This window comes from Flavimaribacter sediminis, from assembly GCF_019492055.1.
Taxonomy (GTDB): Bacteria; Pseudomonadota; Alphaproteobacteria; order Rhizobiales; family Rhizobiaceae; genus Flavimaribacter; species Flavimaribacter sediminis.
This window is the reverse complement of sequence record NZ_JAICBX010000003.1, coordinates 483,027-498,195: the sequence shown is the minus strand read 5'-3', so window position 1 is coordinate 498,195 and position 15,169 is coordinate 483,027. Positions and strand designations below refer to the sequence as shown.

General features: G+C 60.3%; 17 protein-coding genes and 1 other RNA gene. 13 read left to right on the top strand and 5 right to left on the bottom strand.

Going from position 1 to position 15,169, the window contains the following annotated elements; all coding sequences use genetic code 11:
• Positions 1–42: 42 nt before the first annotated feature.
• Positions 43–2,046, bottom strand: a complete 2,004-nt coding sequence (tkt, locus tag K1W69_RS18045) for a transketolase (RefSeq protein WP_220229811.1) — start codon at positions 2,044–2,046, stop codon at positions 43–45.
• A 405-nt stretch (positions 2,047–2,451) separates the two neighbouring features.
• Here tkt and K1W69_RS18040 point away from each other — a divergent pair, with 405 nt between their 5' ends.
• The 5 genes from K1W69_RS18040 (at position 2,452) to K1W69_RS18020 (ending at position 4,775) form a co-directional block, all read left to right on the top strand.
• Entirely contained in the window at positions 2,452–2,724 is a 273-nt protein-coding gene (locus tag K1W69_RS18040; protein WP_220229810.1) for a DUF4164 domain-containing protein, read from the top strand.
• 5 nt (positions 2,725–2,729) lie between these two features.
• Positions 2,730–3,089: a cell division protein ZapA gene (locus tag K1W69_RS18035; protein ID WP_220229809.1), complete on the top strand. Its 360-nt coding sequence runs from the start codon at positions 2,730–2,732 to the stop codon at positions 3,087–3,089.
• A gap of 67 nt (positions 3,090–3,156) precedes the next feature.
• Positions 3,157–3,315: non-coding RNA, 6S RNA (gene ssrS, locus K1W69_RS18030), on the top strand.
• 38 nt (positions 3,316–3,353) lie between these two features.
• A complete protein-coding gene (locus K1W69_RS18025) occupies positions 3,354–3,938 on the top strand; it encodes a 5-formyltetrahydrofolate cyclo-ligase (protein WP_220229808.1) in 585 nt (194 codons plus the stop codon).
• Between the two features lie 15 nt (positions 3,939–3,953).
• The gene (locus tag K1W69_RS18020; protein WP_220229807.1) at positions 3,954–4,775 is read left to right on the top strand and encodes a TIGR00282 family metallophosphoesterase; all 822 of its coding nucleotides are present in this window, start codon (positions 3,954–3,956) and stop codon (positions 4,773–4,775) included.
• Positions 4,776–4,788: 13 nt separating this feature from the next.
• Here the strand turns inward: K1W69_RS18020 and K1W69_RS18015 are convergent, their stop codons facing one another.
• Complete coding sequence (locus K1W69_RS18015; protein ID WP_258571168.1) at positions 4,789–5,640, bottom strand: MBL fold metallo-hydrolase; 852 nt, start codon at positions 5,638–5,640, stop codon at positions 4,789–4,791.
• Between the two features lie 209 nt (positions 5,641–5,849).
• On the opposite strand from K1W69_RS18015, the gene K1W69_RS18010 reads away from it, so the two are divergent.
• The 4 genes from K1W69_RS18010 to ruvB all read left to right on the top strand — a co-directional run bounded on the left by K1W69_RS18010 (position 5,850) and on the right by ruvB (position 8,958).
• Entirely contained in the window at positions 5,850–6,599 is a 750-nt protein-coding gene (locus tag K1W69_RS18010; RefSeq protein WP_220229806.1) for a YebC/PmpR family DNA-binding transcriptional regulator, read from the top strand.
• Between the two features lie 142 nt (positions 6,600–6,741).
• On the top strand, positions 6,742–7,260 hold the full coding sequence (gene ruvC, locus K1W69_RS18005) for a crossover junction endodeoxyribonuclease RuvC (protein ID WP_220229805.1): 519 nt from the start codon (positions 6,742–6,744) through the stop codon (positions 7,258–7,260).
• Between the two features lie 13 nt (positions 7,261–7,273).
• Positions 7,274–7,891 carry a Holliday junction branch migration protein RuvA gene (ruvA, locus tag K1W69_RS18000; protein ID WP_220229804.1) on the top strand — a complete coding sequence of 206 codons (618 nt, stop codon included), beginning with the start codon at positions 7,274–7,276 and terminating at the stop codon, positions 7,889–7,891.
• 20 nt (positions 7,892–7,911) lie between these two features.
• On the top strand, positions 7,912–8,958 hold the full coding sequence (ruvB, locus tag K1W69_RS17995; protein ID WP_220229803.1) for a Holliday junction branch migration DNA helicase RuvB: 1,047 nt from the start codon (positions 7,912–7,914) through the stop codon (positions 8,956–8,958).
• A 9-nt stretch (positions 8,959–8,967) separates the two neighbouring features.
• Here ruvB and K1W69_RS17990 read toward each other — a convergent pair whose 3' ends face one another.
• Genes K1W69_RS17990 through K1W69_RS17980 form a run of 3 tightly spaced genes read right to left on the bottom strand, consistent with a single transcriptional unit; the run spans position 8,968 to position 11,937 of the window.
• Positions 8,968–9,858: an NAD-dependent epimerase/dehydratase family protein gene (locus K1W69_RS17990; protein ID WP_220229802.1), complete on the bottom strand. Its 891-nt coding sequence runs from the start codon at positions 9,856–9,858 to the stop codon at positions 8,968–8,970.
• Positions 9,858–10,709 (bottom strand): glycosyltransferase, encoded by an 852-nt coding sequence (locus tag K1W69_RS17985; protein ID WP_220229801.1) that lies wholly within the window; start codon positions 10,707–10,709, stop codon positions 9,858–9,860. The genes K1W69_RS17990 and K1W69_RS17985 overlap by 1 nt, the downstream gene beginning before the upstream one ends.
• 7 nt (positions 10,710–10,716) lie before the next feature.
• The gene (locus K1W69_RS17980; RefSeq protein WP_220229800.1) at positions 10,717–11,937 is read right to left on the bottom strand and encodes an NAD-dependent epimerase/dehydratase family protein; all 1,221 of its coding nucleotides are present in this window, start codon (positions 11,935–11,937) and stop codon (positions 10,717–10,719) included.
• Positions 11,938–12,267: 330 nt separating this feature from the next.
• Here K1W69_RS17980 and ybgC point away from each other — a divergent pair, with 330 nt between their 5' ends.
• The 4 genes from ybgC to tolA all read left to right on the top strand — a co-directional run bounded on the left by ybgC (position 12,268) and on the right by tolA (position 15,113).
• Positions 12,268–12,654 (top strand): tol-pal system-associated acyl-CoA thioesterase, encoded by a 387-nt coding sequence (gene ybgC / locus K1W69_RS17975; RefSeq protein ID WP_370688275.1) that lies wholly within the window; start codon positions 12,268–12,270, stop codon positions 12,652–12,654.
• Positions 12,655–12,920: 266 nt separating this feature from the next.
• The gene (tolQ, locus tag K1W69_RS17970) at positions 12,921–13,637 is read left to right on the top strand and encodes a protein TolQ (protein WP_220229798.1); all 717 of its coding nucleotides are present in this window, start codon (positions 12,921–12,923) and stop codon (positions 13,635–13,637) included.
• Between the two features lie 33 nt (positions 13,638–13,670).
• Positions 13,671–14,108: a protein TolR gene (gene tolR / locus K1W69_RS17965; protein WP_370688274.1), complete on the top strand. Its 438-nt coding sequence runs from the start codon at positions 13,671–13,673 to the stop codon at positions 14,106–14,108.
• A gap of 9 nt (positions 14,109–14,117) precedes the next feature.
• Entirely contained in the window at positions 14,118–15,113 is a 996-nt protein-coding gene (gene tolA, locus K1W69_RS17960; protein WP_258571167.1) for a cell envelope integrity protein TolA, read from the top strand.
• Positions 15,114–15,169 lie beyond the last annotated feature (56 nt).

Genomic DNA, 15,169 nt, shown 5'->3' with positions numbered 1-15,169 from the left:
AAATATGCCCTTGTCACACAAGGGGTGTTGACAACTTTTAATTCAGTCTTCCTGACCGGCCAGGCTTTCCAGCGTCGACAGGATGGTTTCGAACGCGTCCTGGGCGGTGATTCCGAAATGACTGTACAGGTCCTTGTAAGGCGCCGACGCGCCGAAACCGTGCATGCCGACGAACAGGCCGTCATTTCCGATAAAGCGGTCCCAGCCCTGCCGGATTCCGGCTTCGATCGCCACCTTGATCGGCGAATCGCCGATGATGGCTTCCTTGTATTCTTCCGACTGTTCTTCGAACAGCTCGAAGCTCGGGACGGAAACGACACGGGCGACATGACCGGCCGCTTCAAGTTTTGTGCGCACATCCAGCGCGATCTCGACCTCTGATCCGGAAGCGAAGATCGTGATGTCGGCGTCGCTCGCCGGCGCGAGGTCATAGGCGCCGAAGGCGCACATGTTTTCTTCTTCATACTCCGGACGGATGGACGGAAGATCCTGCCGCGTCAGAGCAAGCGCCGACGGGCGATGTTCGGATTCCAGCGCCAGTTGCCAGCATTCCAGCACTTCCGTCGCATCGGCGGGACGGAAGGTCAGAAGGTTGGGAATGGCGCGCAGCGACGCCATGTGTTCGACCGGCTGGTGGGTCGGTCCGTCTTCTCCCAAACCGATGGAATCGTGCGTCAGGACGTGTATGACCCGGATGCCCATCAGCGCGGCGAGCCTGATCGAGGGGCGGCAATAGTCCGAAAAGATGAGGAAACCGCCGCCATAGGGAATCAGGCCGCCATGCAGGCTGATGCCGTTCATGGCTGCGGCCATGCCGTGTTCACGCACGCCGTAGTGCAGATATCGGCCGGAGAAATCTTCAGGCGTGATGACGCCCATATCCTCCGTCTTGGTGTTGTTGGACCCGGTCAGGTCCGCGGATCCGCCAATGGTTTCCGGAATAGCCGTGTTGATCACGCCGAGCGCTGCTTCGGACGATTTGCGGGTCGCCATGGCCGGTTGTTCGCGGGCGAGCTTCTTCTTGTATGCGTCGATGGCGGACTCGAAGCCGCCAGGCAGACCGCCGCTCATGCGGCGCTCGAAAACCGTCCGGGCTTCGGATGCCGTTTCGGCGAGTCGTTCTTGCCAGGCCTTGCGCTCCTTGGTGGAACGCAACCCTGCGAGCCGCCACATGTCGACAATATCGGAAGGTATCTCGAAGGGCGCTTCCGACCAGCCGAGCGCTTTGCGCGTTTCCGCAATTTCCTTATCGCCGAGCGGCGATCCATGCGCCTTCGCCGTGCCGGCCTTGGTCGGCGCGCCGAAACCAATGACCGTCTTGCAGGCGATCATCGTCGGTTTGTCCGAATTGCGCGCGCTCTCGATCGCGTCGGCTATTGCGTCTGTATCGTGACCATCGATGGAAATGGTGTTCCATCTGGCGGCTTCGAAGCGGGCGATCTGATCGGTGGAGTCGGTAAGGTTGACGGGACCGTCGATCGAAATGCCGTTATCGTCCCAGAAGACGATCAGCTTGTTGAGCTTGAGGTGGCCCGCAAGTGAAATCGCCTCATGGCTGATGCCTTCCATAAGGCAACCGTCACCGGCGAGCACATAGGTGTGGTGGTCGACCAGATCGTCGCCGAACTCGTCGTTGAGCTTGCGTTCTGCAATCGCCATGCCCACGGCGTTCGCCAGACCCTGGCCTAGCGGTCCGGTGGTCGTTTCGATGCCGGCGGCGTGGCCATATTCCGGATGCCCCGCCGTATTCGATCCAAGCTGACGGAAATTCTTGATTTCCTCCATGTTGATGTCTTCGTACCCGAGCAAATAAAGCAGCGAGTAGAGAAGCATCGAACCGTGTCCGGCGGACAGGACGAACCGGTCGCGGTCCGGCCAATCGGGCACTTTCGGATCAAATTTCATGAAACGCGTAAACAGGACCGTGGCGATGTCGGCTGCGCCCATCGGCAGACCGGGGTGACCGGACTTTGCGTTTTCTACGGCGTCCATCGACAGAAAGCGGATCGCATTGGCCATCCGGTCGTGTTTTTCGCGTGGGATCATGACAACTCGGCTTTTACAGTCGTTTCAGGCAGGCTCGGGATCGGAACGGTCGGCGATCAGAATTCGCTGTTTTGCGTGGTCGAAATTCTGAACCCCCACAGCCCGTAAAGCAGGTGACACATAGCAGGTGCAAACAAGGAGTCAACAAAGGCCGACCACATAATCCACGCCGCTGAAACCCTTGCGGCGCGGGGTTGGCGCACGCGCCGCAAAGGACTGAATCCTGCAAAAGGCGCCGGGCTGTGAGGAAGTCGCGAACTGTCTTCGCGTCAGGGTTCAAATCAAAATCATGTGCACCAGCGTTGCAAGAACGTTGACGGTTGCTTGCGACATTGCTTAATCTCCATCCGGTAAGTACCCGATAACATGGTGATTCGGTTGCTTGCCAGCACAGGGCAACGTGTTATGCCGGGCGCGAAAACAGCAAAAACAGCTCTCGATGAACTGACCAAGGTCCTCACGCGTCTTGAAAACGCGGTGGACGGGCATGTCGAAAGGAGCCGAGACGCGGCTGACGCGGATGAGGAAGTCCAGCGCCTCAACGCGGACCGATCGCGGCTGGCCCAGGAACTCGATCATTCCGAGGATCGCGCGACCCGGCTTCAGGAAGCAAATCGCGAGGTGTCGCGTCGCCTTGTCGCGGCGATGGAAACCATTCGCGCCGTCATCGATCGGTAGGACTCATGGCTGAAGTGACTGTAAATATCGACGGCAAGGCCTACAGAATGGCCTGCGAAGCTGGCCAGGAAGACCATCTGAGCGAGCTGGCGAATCGGTTCGACCGTTATGTCAGCCATCTGAAAGGACAGTTCGGCGAAATCGGCGATCTTCGGCTGACGGTCATGGCTGGCATATTGGTCATGGACGAGCTTTCAGAGGCCCAACGCAAGCTTGACGGTCTGGAAAACGAGATGGGCAGCCTGAAAAAAACGCGTGACGCGGCGCTCAGCCAGGCGGACAAGGCTGAATCCGCGCTGGTCGCCGCGGTCGACGACGTAACTGAGCAGGTCGAGCGCATTGCCATCAAGCTGGAGCAGGCCTGACGCCACTGCGACAAAATTCGGTCGTTCGGACGCTTCCATTCGACATTTGCAAGGACTATATTCGGGTTGCGATCTGCGCTTCCCGACAGGACACACAATCCCCGGGGCCTTACTCGATCCTAAGGGAGCTGTCCCTGTTTAGACCCGTGGGTTTTTTCACACGGCGCCCACCTACTTTGTAGGTTCCCGGGATCGTAAATCGTCCATCGGTCGTCGTGGATCGCTTCGTCGTCTTCTTCACCGCCTGCCCCGGATCCTTCCCCTATGACGCGTTCACCATCCAAGGCCGAGATTCGAAATTCGGCTTTGTTGTCGCGCGATGCGACGGATCCCGAGTCGCGGATCGAGGCCAGCCTCGCAATCGCTGAAATCGGCGCGGGTTCGATTGACATCCATCCCGGCGAGATCGTGTCCGGCTTCTGGCCGATCCGCTCGGAAGTGGATGTCCGTCCCCTGATGTTCCGGTTGATGGAGAAGGGCGCGCGTCTGTGCCTTCCGGTCGTGCTCGACCGCACGACGATCATTTTCCGTGAACTCGTGCGCGGCGCGCCAATGGTCGACACCGGTTTCGGAACAGCGGGCCCTGGCGATGAGGCGGAAGTCCTGGACCCTGATTTGATGCTGGCGCCGCTGGCCGCGTTCGATGCAACCGGACACCGTATAGGCTATGGCGCCGGACACTATGACAGGGCCATTGCCAGACTGCGCGACAGGGGTAAGATGCCACGGCTGATCGGCGTCGCGCTGGACGTCCAGGAGGTCGAAACCGTTCCCGCGGAGGATCACGATATTCCGCTGCCGGCCATATTAACGGAAAGCGGGATGCGCCGTTTTTCCGTCCGAGACTGATACAGGTGTTGTTGAATGCGTTTGCTTTTTCTGGGGGATATGGTTGGCCGCAACGGACGTAACGCGGTCTGGAAAAAATTGCCGACGCTGATCGAGGAATACGGTTTTGATTTCGTCGTCGTGAACGGTGAAAACGCCGCCGGCGGATTCGGCATTACCGAGGAAATTTATTTGCGGACGATCGAGGCTGGCGCCGATGTGGTGACCACCGGCAACCATGTCTGGGATCAGCGAGAAGCCCTCATTTTCTGCGACAATCATGAACGATTTCTGCGGCCAGCCAATTTTCCGTCAGGCACGCCGGGTCGCGGCTCCGGCCTCTATTTGGCGAAAAACGGCGCGCGGGTGCTGGTTTCCAACATCATGGGCCGGGTTTTCATGCACCCGGATCTCGATGATCCGTTCCAGGCCGCTGAAGACGAACTGGCGGCTTGTCCGCTGGGGGAACAGGCGGACGCGGTCGTGTTCGATTTTCATGCCGAGGCGACAAGCGAGAAGCAGTGCTTTGGTCATTTTGTGGATGGCCGCGCGAGCCTTGTCGTTGGCACGCATACGCATATTCCGACGGCGGATTACCAGATTCTCAACGGCGGCACGGCCTATATGAGCGATGTGGGCATGTGCGGGGACTATGATTCATCGATCGGGATGGACAAGGAAGAACCGCTGCAGCGCTTCGTCAACAAAATCCCGAAGGGCCGGTTCGAGGTTGCTGACGGCCCGGTGACGGTATGCGGCGTGGCGGTCGAGATCTCGGACCGCACGGGCCTCGCCGAAAAGATTTCTCCGTTGCGCATCGGGGCGCGGCTTCAGGAAGCGCTCCCGGTTTTTGAATAAGTCCGCGTCGGCGTCATACCCCGTTCAGCACGATGATCGTTGGCTGGTCGGGCAGGGTGCGCAGACTGAGCGTCAGATTGTCGGAGTTGCGGAACTCGTGGGCGAAATCCGCGCCAAACAGGTTCAGAAACGAGCCGATGGATGATCCGCGACGGTGCATCGGGAGAATGACCGAAGCCCTGAGCCGCTTGACGATTCCACTCATGCTTTCATGGCCGATGGTCAGGCCGCCGTCGACGGGCACCATAACCACGTCGAGCCGGCCGATAGCCGCAATATGGCTGTCGTCAAGTTCGTGATGCAGATGACCGAGATGGCCAATGCAAAGCCCTGCGACTTCGAAGATGAAGATCGAGTTGCCGTCTTTCTCGAAGCCCGAAAAGACCGATCTGATGTCGGTGGTGACATTGCGGACATAGGCGTCGCCTACCACCAGACTGTGTTTGATCGGCCCGTCGCCCTCGGGGTTCCATCCGGTCAGCACGTATTCGATGGCGGGATCGGGGCTGGCGGTCCAGTGGCTGGAATGCGCCTTGTTCATCGTTGCGACGGTCGGGGGATCGCGAAATCCGATATAGCCGTTGTAGTCGGTGGCGATGGTGACGCCTCCCGCGGTCTCAACAAAATAGGTGGAGTGCGTCACATAGGTGAAACGCACATGATTTCTTTCAACCGGCTCGCCATTGACCGGCTGCGCCTGCGGGCGGTTTTTCCGGCCTGCGATCGCCTGGCAAATGGAGACCGCCCGCGGCGCTTCGTCGACGCTGCCCTGGACCAGCAGCGGTCGTGTGCTCATCCCGCTCGTGAAGAGAAAAATCGCAATGACGGCCAGCGCCTGGCCTGAGCTACGCATGAAGTTCGTCATGGTCCCTGCCCCGTCTGATCGATCCCGTAGAAAGAAGAATAGGTGAGTATGCGCCGCAGTCCATAGGCAGAGAACCAGTTTTCACGGAAGCAGGCTGGCGGCGCGCGCCTCGAAGGAATGTGACGCGCGACAGCGGGTCCTTCTGGACGGCATCTGCGTCTTTGCCTATAAGGCGGCAAATTTCACAATAAGACTCTGGACGGAGCGCCATGGCAGGCCATTCGAAATTCAAGAACATCATGCACCGCAAGGGACGTCAGGACGCCCAGCGCTCGAAGCTGTTCTCCAAACTTTCAAAGGAAATCACCGTCGCCGCCAAGATGGGTGGGGCGGACATCGAGGGTAATCCGCGGCTGCGCCTGGCGGTGCAGAACGCCAAGGGCCAGTCGATGCCCAAGGACAATATCCAGCGCGCCATCAACAAGGGCGCCGGCGGCGACAGTGAAGACTACGAGGAAATCCGCTACGAGGGATACGGCCCGGGCGGCATCGCCGTCATCGTGGAGGTGCTGACCGACAATCGCAATCGCTCGGCCTCCAACGTGCGCGCCTGCTTTACGAAGAACGGCGGAACGCTTGGCGAGACCGGATCGGTCGCCTTCATGTTCGATCGCGTCGGCGAAATCATCTACAATCCGGAGGCGGGCGACGAGGACGCGATCATGGAAGCGGCGATCGAGGCGGGCGCCGACGATGTGCAGTCCGGCCCTGACGGCCACGTCATCAGCTGTGCTTTCGAGGATATCGGCGACGTGTCGACGGCTCTGGAGGAGACGCTTGGCGAAGCCGAATCGGTGAAGCCCGTCTGGAAGCCGCAAACGGAAACAGCAGTCGACGAGGACAAGGCGGGAACATTGTTGAAGCTCATCGATGCGCTTGAAGACGATGACGACGTGCAGAACGTCTACGCCAATTTCGACATTTCCGACGACGTGATGTCAAAACTCGCGACCGCCTGATTTTCAATCATTCTCAGCGTTGTTCTGAACCCGGGTCGGTGCGCTGATCCGGGTTTTTATTGTTGGTATTTACGAAATGTTTTTGTTTTGTTCGCTTCTGTATGCCATAGCTGACATTGACGAACGGGCTTGAAGAGAGGTCATGGCGCAACAGGACACCTGTCGAATCATCGGAATCGATCCCGGCTTGAGACGCACCGGCTGGGGCGTTGTCGAAAGTATGGGCAACGGGTTGCGGTTTGTGGCGTCCGGCACGGTGCGTTCCGACGGCAGTCTGGATCTGGCGTCGCGGCTGTGCCAGCTGCACGAGGGGCTGACAGAGATACTCCACGCCTATCGTCCCGATGAAGCGGCGGTGGAGGCGACCTTCGTCAACAAGGACGCGTCCGCTACCCTCAAGCTCGGACAGGCGCGGGGCGTGGCCCTGCTGGTGCCCGGGCTCGCCGGGCTCAAAGTCTCCGAATATGCCCCGAATGCGGTCAAGAAGTCTGTGATCGGCGTCGGGCACGGCGACAAGAAACAGATTCACATGATGGTGCGGGTTTTGATGCCGCGCGCGGAGTTCGACACCGACGACGCCGCCGACGCGCTCGCCATCGCCATTTGTCACGCACATAACAGGAAAAGCGCGGATCTGCAGATGCGGATCGCCGCCGGCTGACGAAAGAAGACGAATGATCGGAAAGCTCAAGGGAACAATCGAGGAAATCGGCGAGGACCACGTTCTCGTCGACGTTCACGGCGTGTGCTATGTCGTCTTCTGTTCGGCGCAGACGCTGGCCGGGCTCGGTTCCGTCGGCGAAGCGGTGACCTTGCAGATCGAGACGTTCGTGCGGGAGGACCAGCTCAAACTCTACGGTTTCGTCTCGGCGACCGAGCGGGAATGGTTCCGGCTGCTGCAAAGCGTGCAGGGCGTTGGCGCGAAGGTCGCGCTTGCCGTGCTGTCCACCCTGTCGGCGCCGGATCTCGCCAATGCGGTCGCGCTGCAGGACAAGGCGATGGTCGCGAGAGCGCCGGGCATCGGACCCAAGGTGGCGCAACGCATCGTCAGCGAACTGAAGAACAAGGCGCCAGCCTTTACAGGCGACGCCGGCGTCGCCATGGGTCTGAAACAGCAGATCGGCGACGGCGTGGCGAGCGGTCCGGTCAGCGACGCGGTTTCGGCGCTGGCCAATCTCGGCTATTCGAGAGACCAGGCGGCATCAGCCGTCGCAGCAGCGCTCAAGAACGCTGGCGACAATGCGGATTCGGCCGCTCTCATCAGGCTTGGCCTGCGGGAGTTGGCGCAGTGACGGGACATGTGGACTGAGCCATGAGTGAGCCGAACAGGATCGTGTCCGGAGAGCGTCGCGGCGAAGATGTGGAAACGTCGCTGCGACCGCAGACGCTTGACGATTTCGTCGGTCAGGCGGACGCCCGTTCCAACCTCAAGGTTTTCATCGAGGCGGCGCGCGGCCGCGAGGAAGCGCTCGATCACGTGCTTTTCGTGGGGCCACCGGGGCTCGGCAAGACGACGCTCGCTCAGATCATGGCGCGGGAGCTGGGCGTCAATTTCAGATCGACATCCGGACCGGTGATCGCCAAGGCGGGTGATCTTGCGGCGCTGTTGACGAACCTCGAAGACCGCGACGTTCTGTTCATCGACGAGATCCACAGATTGAACCCGGCCGTCGAGGAAATTCTCTACCCGGCGATGGAGGATTTCCAGCTTGACCTGATCATTGGAGAAGGCCCGGCCGCGCGGTCCGTCAAGATCGAATTGGCCCGTTTCACGCTCGTCGCCGCCACCACGCGACTGGGTCTGCTCACGACGCCGCTGAGGGACCGCTTCGGAATACCGGTGCGTCTGAATTTCTACACGATCGCGGAGCTCGAACACATCGTCAAACGCGGTTCGCGCCTGATGGGGCTGCCGATTACCGATGATGGCGCGCTGGAGATCGCCCGTCGCGCCCGCGGCACGCCGCGCATCGCGGGCCGCCTGTTGCGGCGCGTGCGTGACTTCGCGGAAGTCGCCAAGGCGGAATCCGTCACGAAACAGATCGCCGACGAAGCCCTCACCCGGCTCGCTGTCGACCAGAAAGGCCTCGATCAGCTCGATATCCGTTATCTCGGCATGATCGCCGGCAATTTTGGCGGCGGACCGGTGGGGATAGAAACGATTGCGGCTGGCCTGTCGGAGCCACGCGACGCGATCGAGGACATCATCGAGCCGTACCTGATCCAGCAGGGGCTGATCCAGCGCACGCCCCGCGGGCGCATCCTGACCGCCAACGCCTGGCGGCATCTTGGTCTGGAGGTTCCGCGCGATCTGGCCCAGCAGCAGATCAACCTCTTCCAGGAAGATTCGGAACGATAAGAAACCGCGTTAGCGCGTTAGCATGCCGGTGACGGATTTCTTCAGAAGAGGCAGACCGCCCGGACGCCAGCCGAGGCCGCGCAGTTTCTCCGTATCCATACTGTTCGGCAGGCTATCCGACCGTCCCGGCAAGGCATGCGAGCATCCGGTTTGCAGCCTGACCATGTCGAGCAGGTCATGGCGATCGACCAGAATATCGGACACGTTGAAGATTTCGCCCGATACTGTCTCGACCGGCTGTTCGAGCAAAAGCGCGACGGCGCTGGCCACATCGACTCCGTGCACCTCGGTTCCGCAGCGTGCGCCGACCGGTTCTCCGGCCAGATAGTCCGCGAAGAGATCTTCCCATTTGTGCGTTGTGTCGGGCGGGGACTGTCCGTAGACGCCGGTAATACGAAGACTGGCGACGGAAAGCGGTGAATTTTGCGATAGCGTCTGAAGACGTATCTCACAGGCCCGCTTGACGGCGCCATATTCGGTGTCCGGATTGCAGGATGTGGTTTCGAGCAACTTTGTCCCGGCCGGATGGTTGCCATAAACCGCCCGGGTCGACAGAAAGACGCCGCGCTTCACGCCGCTTTCCGCGGCCGTTTTGAACAATTTTACGGTCGCATCGAGATTGCGCTTCCTGAAGCCCGCGACATCATCGCCTTCGCCGCCGCGGTAACGGCCGGGCACATGCGAGAAGGCCGCATGGACGAGGCAATCGAACCCTTCCACGACAGATGTGTAGTCGGCGTCCGGATCGAGATCGGAAAGGTGGAAGTCGACCGCTCCTGGAAACAGGGCCTGATCCGGTTCGCGCCGGCCCGCGATCGTGACATCGTGGTCGTCGGCGGCCAGTCGCCGGACGATGAAACGCCCTACGAGACCGCTTCCTCCCGTCACAAGGACACGCATCAGCGCTGTCCGGCCGGATTGGCAAGGCTCGCGATGTCGGGAATGTTCTCCCCGGAATAATACGCATTCCAGAGGTCGATCAAAGGCGTCAGGCGTTCAGCCTTCGGGTTGTCCTTTTCCCAGGGCTTTTCATACTGGTAATGCAAGACGCCGATCGATTTCCAGTCCCAGAGCTCGGGCAGGTTGAACCACACATATTGTAGCATGTTGTAGAAGACCGGCAGGCCGTGCCATTCGCCGAAATAATACTGGAGGAACGTCTGGTCCGTGCGTCGCCAGAAGGCGTCGGGCGAATCGAGTTTCTCTATCATGTCGGCGAAAGTCTCGTCAGACGGGCGCGCCACGAAGACGCCGGAATTCAGCCGGTGAAAATCGGCGACTGTCTCATAGACGTTCGGCGCCGCCGAGAATTCCGGATAGGCGAACAGCCTGTCGATGTTGCGCAGGACCAGCGCGTCGGCGTCGATGAAGACGCAACGTTCATATTGCGTCATTTGCCACAGCCTCAGTTTGACGAAATTGTCGAGCGGCGTGTGGAAACCGGGCTTGCGCCCCTTGGTGAAGGGCGCATCGGCGTGCAGCTTCGCGCGTGCATGCCGATCATTGAACGCATCGGACGTGGGCAGGAGATCCGCCGCGACGAGACGCGCGCCAAGCGCGGAAATCGGCGCCAGGTCGTCAGCCGACACGCCTCCGGTGTGCAGCACGACGATGTCGGCCTGCGTTCCCGTCAACCGTATCGATCGGACGAGGGCGAGCGCGCCGCCGGCATAGTCGGCGTTGGTGACGAGCGTCACATAGGCGAAGCGATGTGCCGCTGGCGCGTCCTCGCGAAGACTTTCTCCGGTCATGCCTGCGTCAGGAAGCCGATTTCAGGGCTTTGCCTTCCGGATCGGTGTTGAGCGTCGGCTTGATGTCCTTTGTCCAGGCGGAGGCGGCCGGAATACGGCTGCGATCGACGCGGTAGGCGAATTTTTTCGCCACATCGACAACCTCTTCCAACAGACCTTCTTCCAGGGTGATCGGATTGAGGCCGAGTTGCAGGAACTGGTCGTTCTTGACGACCAGATCGTTCTCGGCCGCTTCCTTGCGCGGGTTCGGGAGGTAGGCGATTTTCGCATCGGCGATCCGCGCGACGATTTCGGCAAGGTCGCGCACGCGGTGCGTTTCCGTCATCTGGTTGAAGATCTTGACTTTGTCTCCGCGCTCGGGCGCGCTCTTGAGCGCCAGTTCGATACAGCGCACCGAATCCTGGATATGGATGAAGGCGCGGGTCTGCCCACCGGTTCCGTGCACCGTCAGCGGGTAGCCGATGGCGGCCTGGATCAGGAAGCGGTTCAGCACTGTTCCGTAATCGCCGTCATAGTCGAACCGGTTGATAAGCTGCGGGTGGCGTCGCGTCTGGTCGGTGTGCGTGCCCCAGACGATGCCCTGGTGCAGGTCAGTGATTCTGAGCCCGTCATTCTTCGCATAGAACTGGAAGAGCAACTGATCCAGGCACTTCGTCATATGATAGATGGAGCCCGGATTGGCGGGATACAGGATTTCCTGGGTTGCGGTGGCGCCGTCCATCGTCTCGATGCCAACCGGCAGATAGCCTTCGGGAATGGCGGCTCCGACAGTCGAATAACCATAGACGCCCATGGTGCCGAGATGGATGAGATGCGCGTCCGTGTCGGTTTCGACAAGCGCATTCAGCAAATTATGCGTCGCGTTGACATTATTGTTGACGGTGTAGTTCTTGTGACGGTCGGATTTCATCGAATAGGGCGCGGCGCGCTGTTCGGCAAAGTGGACGATGGCGTCCGGCTGGTTTTCCGTCAGCCAGTTCTTCAGCACATCGTAGTCCCGCGCGATGTCGATCAGATGGAAATGGATCCGGCGGCCGGTTTCCTCATGCCATATGCGGGTCCGTTCCTGAATGGAGTCCATCGGCGTCAGCGACTGCACGCCGAGTTCCGTGTCGATCCATCGCCGGCTCAGATTGTCGATGATGTGGACGTCGTGTCCTAGTTGCGACAGGTGCAGCGATGTGGGCCAGCCGACGAATCCGTCGCCACCGAGAATAGCAATTTTCATCCAATTCATCTCCGTTTGCGCATCTGTGCGATGCATGGTCCGAAAGGCGACGACACGCCGTTCGCTTTCCGGTATCGGTCTGCATCCGGAAGTGCTGCGGCCAGCGCCGTCCGGTTCGCGCGGCAAATCCCTCGATTCCGAAAAAGCGTTAGCGCCGGAATGTGTCAGGATTGCAATGGCTCTTTCCACAATTCGGCGGTCGCATCAAGCACTTGCCATTGCTCTTCCAGCGGAAATATGGTCCGTCGGGTCGCGCAAAGGCGCTTGCAGAAGGAGGTTGCGTTGTCTCTCACGCTTGCGGGAACGATCGCCGAAGACGGTCACCGGTTGATGCAGCGTGTCTACTACGAAGACACCGATTTTTCCGGCGTGGTTTATCATGCCCGCTATTTGCATTTCCTGGAGCGGGGCCGGACCGACTATCTGCGCTGCCTCGGAATCACCCAGGGCGATATGCGCATGGGCGACGAGGACGGCAGCGCCGCCTTTGTCGTGCGGCGTATGCTGATCGATTTCCTCGCTGCTGCACGGATGGACGACATCGTCGAAATCCGAACCCGTACGCGCAGGGCCACCGGGGCGCGGCTGGAACTCGACCAGGAAATCAGGATCGGGGACAGGCTGCTCCTGACGGCCGCCGTCACCGTGGCGGTGGTCAACGGGGAAGGCCGGGTCAGACGGCTGCCGGACGGCCTTTCCGCTCTGTTTTCAGGCTGAAATCTCAAACGGCGGTAAAATGCCGCGAAAGCCCGGTTTTATTGTCATAACCTGTCATTAACCATAAATATGTCTTAATGATCGGGCGGAGGATGGCGCGATCGGTTGCGCCTTCCTTTGACCAAAGTTTGTCGCGACACAAATTGGCGGGTGAGTGGACATATCGGATTTTCCAATCTGCCGAATATTGCGTGGACATGCGCAATTTGACGCCGGTTTTTAAGGTGCGCGCATTGTCCGGACGCTCGGATTCGAAGGTAAGTTGAATGGAACAGGTAGGATTGGCTGCTACAGGTGACATCACTCTGTGGTCGCTGTTCATGCAGGCGGGCATTGTCGTCAAGATTGTCATTCTCGGATTGATCGGCGCATCGATCTGGACGTGGGCGATCATTGTCGACAAGTCTTTCAGTTATGGGCGCACGCGTCGCCAGTATGACCGTTTCGAGCAGATGTTCTGGTCGGGGCAGTCTCTGGAAGAGCTTTATCAGTCCCTGCAGGATCGCACGACGACCGGCATGGGCACGATTTTCGTCTCGGCGATGCGGGAGTGGAAAAAATCCTTCGAGCGCGGCGCTCGCTCTCCAATGGGCCTGCAAATGCGCATCGACAAGGCGATGGACGTGGCGCTCGCCCGGGAAACGGAAAGCCTTGAGGCCCGTCTCGGCTCCCTTGCGTCGATCGGCGCTTCGGCGCCGTTCATCGGCCTGTTCGGAACCGTTGTCGGCATCATGACGTCGTTTCAGGCGATCGCGGGCTCGAAATCGACGAACCTCGCCGTCGTCGCCCCCGGTATCGCGGAGGCGCTTCTGGCGACCGCGATCGGCCTGCTCGCGGCCATCCCCGCGGTCATCGCCTACAATAAATTTTCCAGCGACGCCGGCAAGCTGACGGCGCGCATGGAAGGGTTCGCCGACGAGTTCTCGGGTATTCTGTCCCGCCAGATCGACGAACGCATGCAGTCCCGCCAGGCGGCGGAGTAGGAGTTTTCGACCATGGCTATCGCCGCGGGAAGCATGATGGGCGCCAAACGAGGCCGGTCTTCGGGACGCCGCGGCCGGCGCATGAAACCAATGGCCGAGATCAACGTGACGCCCTTCGTCGACGTCATGCTCGTCCTTCTGATCATCTTCATGGTCGCGGCGCCGTTGTTGACGGTCGGCGTTCCCATCGATCTGCCGGAAACCGACGCGAGCGCCCTCAATTCCGAGACCCAGCCGATCACCATTTCGGTGAACGATCAGGGCCAGATCTTCCTTCAGGAAACCGAGGTGCCTTTCGACGAGATCGTCGCCAAACTCCAGGCGATTGCAACGACCGGCTATCAGGAGCGCATCTATGTGCGCGGCGACCGCAATGCGGATTACGGAACGGTGATGAAGGTCATGGCGCGCATCTCGTCCGCCGGATATCGCAATCTCGGTCTCGTCACGCTCCAGGAGCAGGAGGGGTGAACCCCGTCAATGAAGATTGGCCTGTTCATATCAACGATATTGCACGCCGTGCTTCTCGGTTGGGGGCTGATCGTCCTGTCGCCTCCGAAATCGCATGATGTGGCCGATGTCGAGGCGCTTCCGGTCGATATCATTCCGGTATCGTCCATCACTCAGGTCCAGCAGGGCGTGAAGGATGAGCCGGAGCGCGAGATCGCGGCGCCCACGCCGACGGTGCGCCCGGAGCCCGTCGAGGACGCGCAGACCATTGGAAACAACACGGTGGACCTGAAATCTGCGGACACCGAGAAAAAGGCCGATCTGACAGTGGAGAAGGCGATCGAGACGGCGTCGGCGCCAGCCAGCGAACCGGCGCCGGTTCCCGAGCCCAAAGCGGAAGTCGAGCCGGCGGAAGCGCAGAAGCCGCAGGCGGCGACGGAGATCGCATCCCTGCCGGACAAGCCGCGGGAAGTCTCTCCGAGGCCCGTGGAAGAGCCGATCGAGCAGCCACAACCGGAAGAAGCCGCTCTGCCCGAGAGGATACCAACGCCGAAGGCGCGGCCAGAGCCGCCGAAGCGAACCGAGGTCGCCGCCCGGCAGCAGAGTGATTTCGACGCCGACAAGATCGAGGCGCTGCTGAACCGGCAGGACACCGCCGGCGGGGGCGCTGCGCGCAGCCGTGAGCAGGCCAGTCTCGGATCGGACACCCAGCAGGTCGCGCAAACGCTTTCCATCAGCGAAATCGACGCCCTGAGGCGCAAGGTGGAAAGCTGCTGGCAGCTCGTCGCCGGAATGTCGGGCGCGGAGGATGTGCGAATCCAGGTGAGGATGAACCTGAACCAGTCGGGTTACATTGACGGTCAGCCGCAGGTTGACGCGCGGGGCGGAACCGATACGGCGCGCAGAACGCTTTCCGACAGCGTACGCCGTGCTGTTCTGCGTTGCGAACCCTATGAACTGCCGATCGAAAAATACGGGGTCTGGTCGAATGTCGTTTTGAACTTCGACCCCAGTCAGATGTTCTAGAAAGTAATGGAAGCCGATGTTTTATAAAAGCTTGAGCAGAATGAAACAGAGAGCGG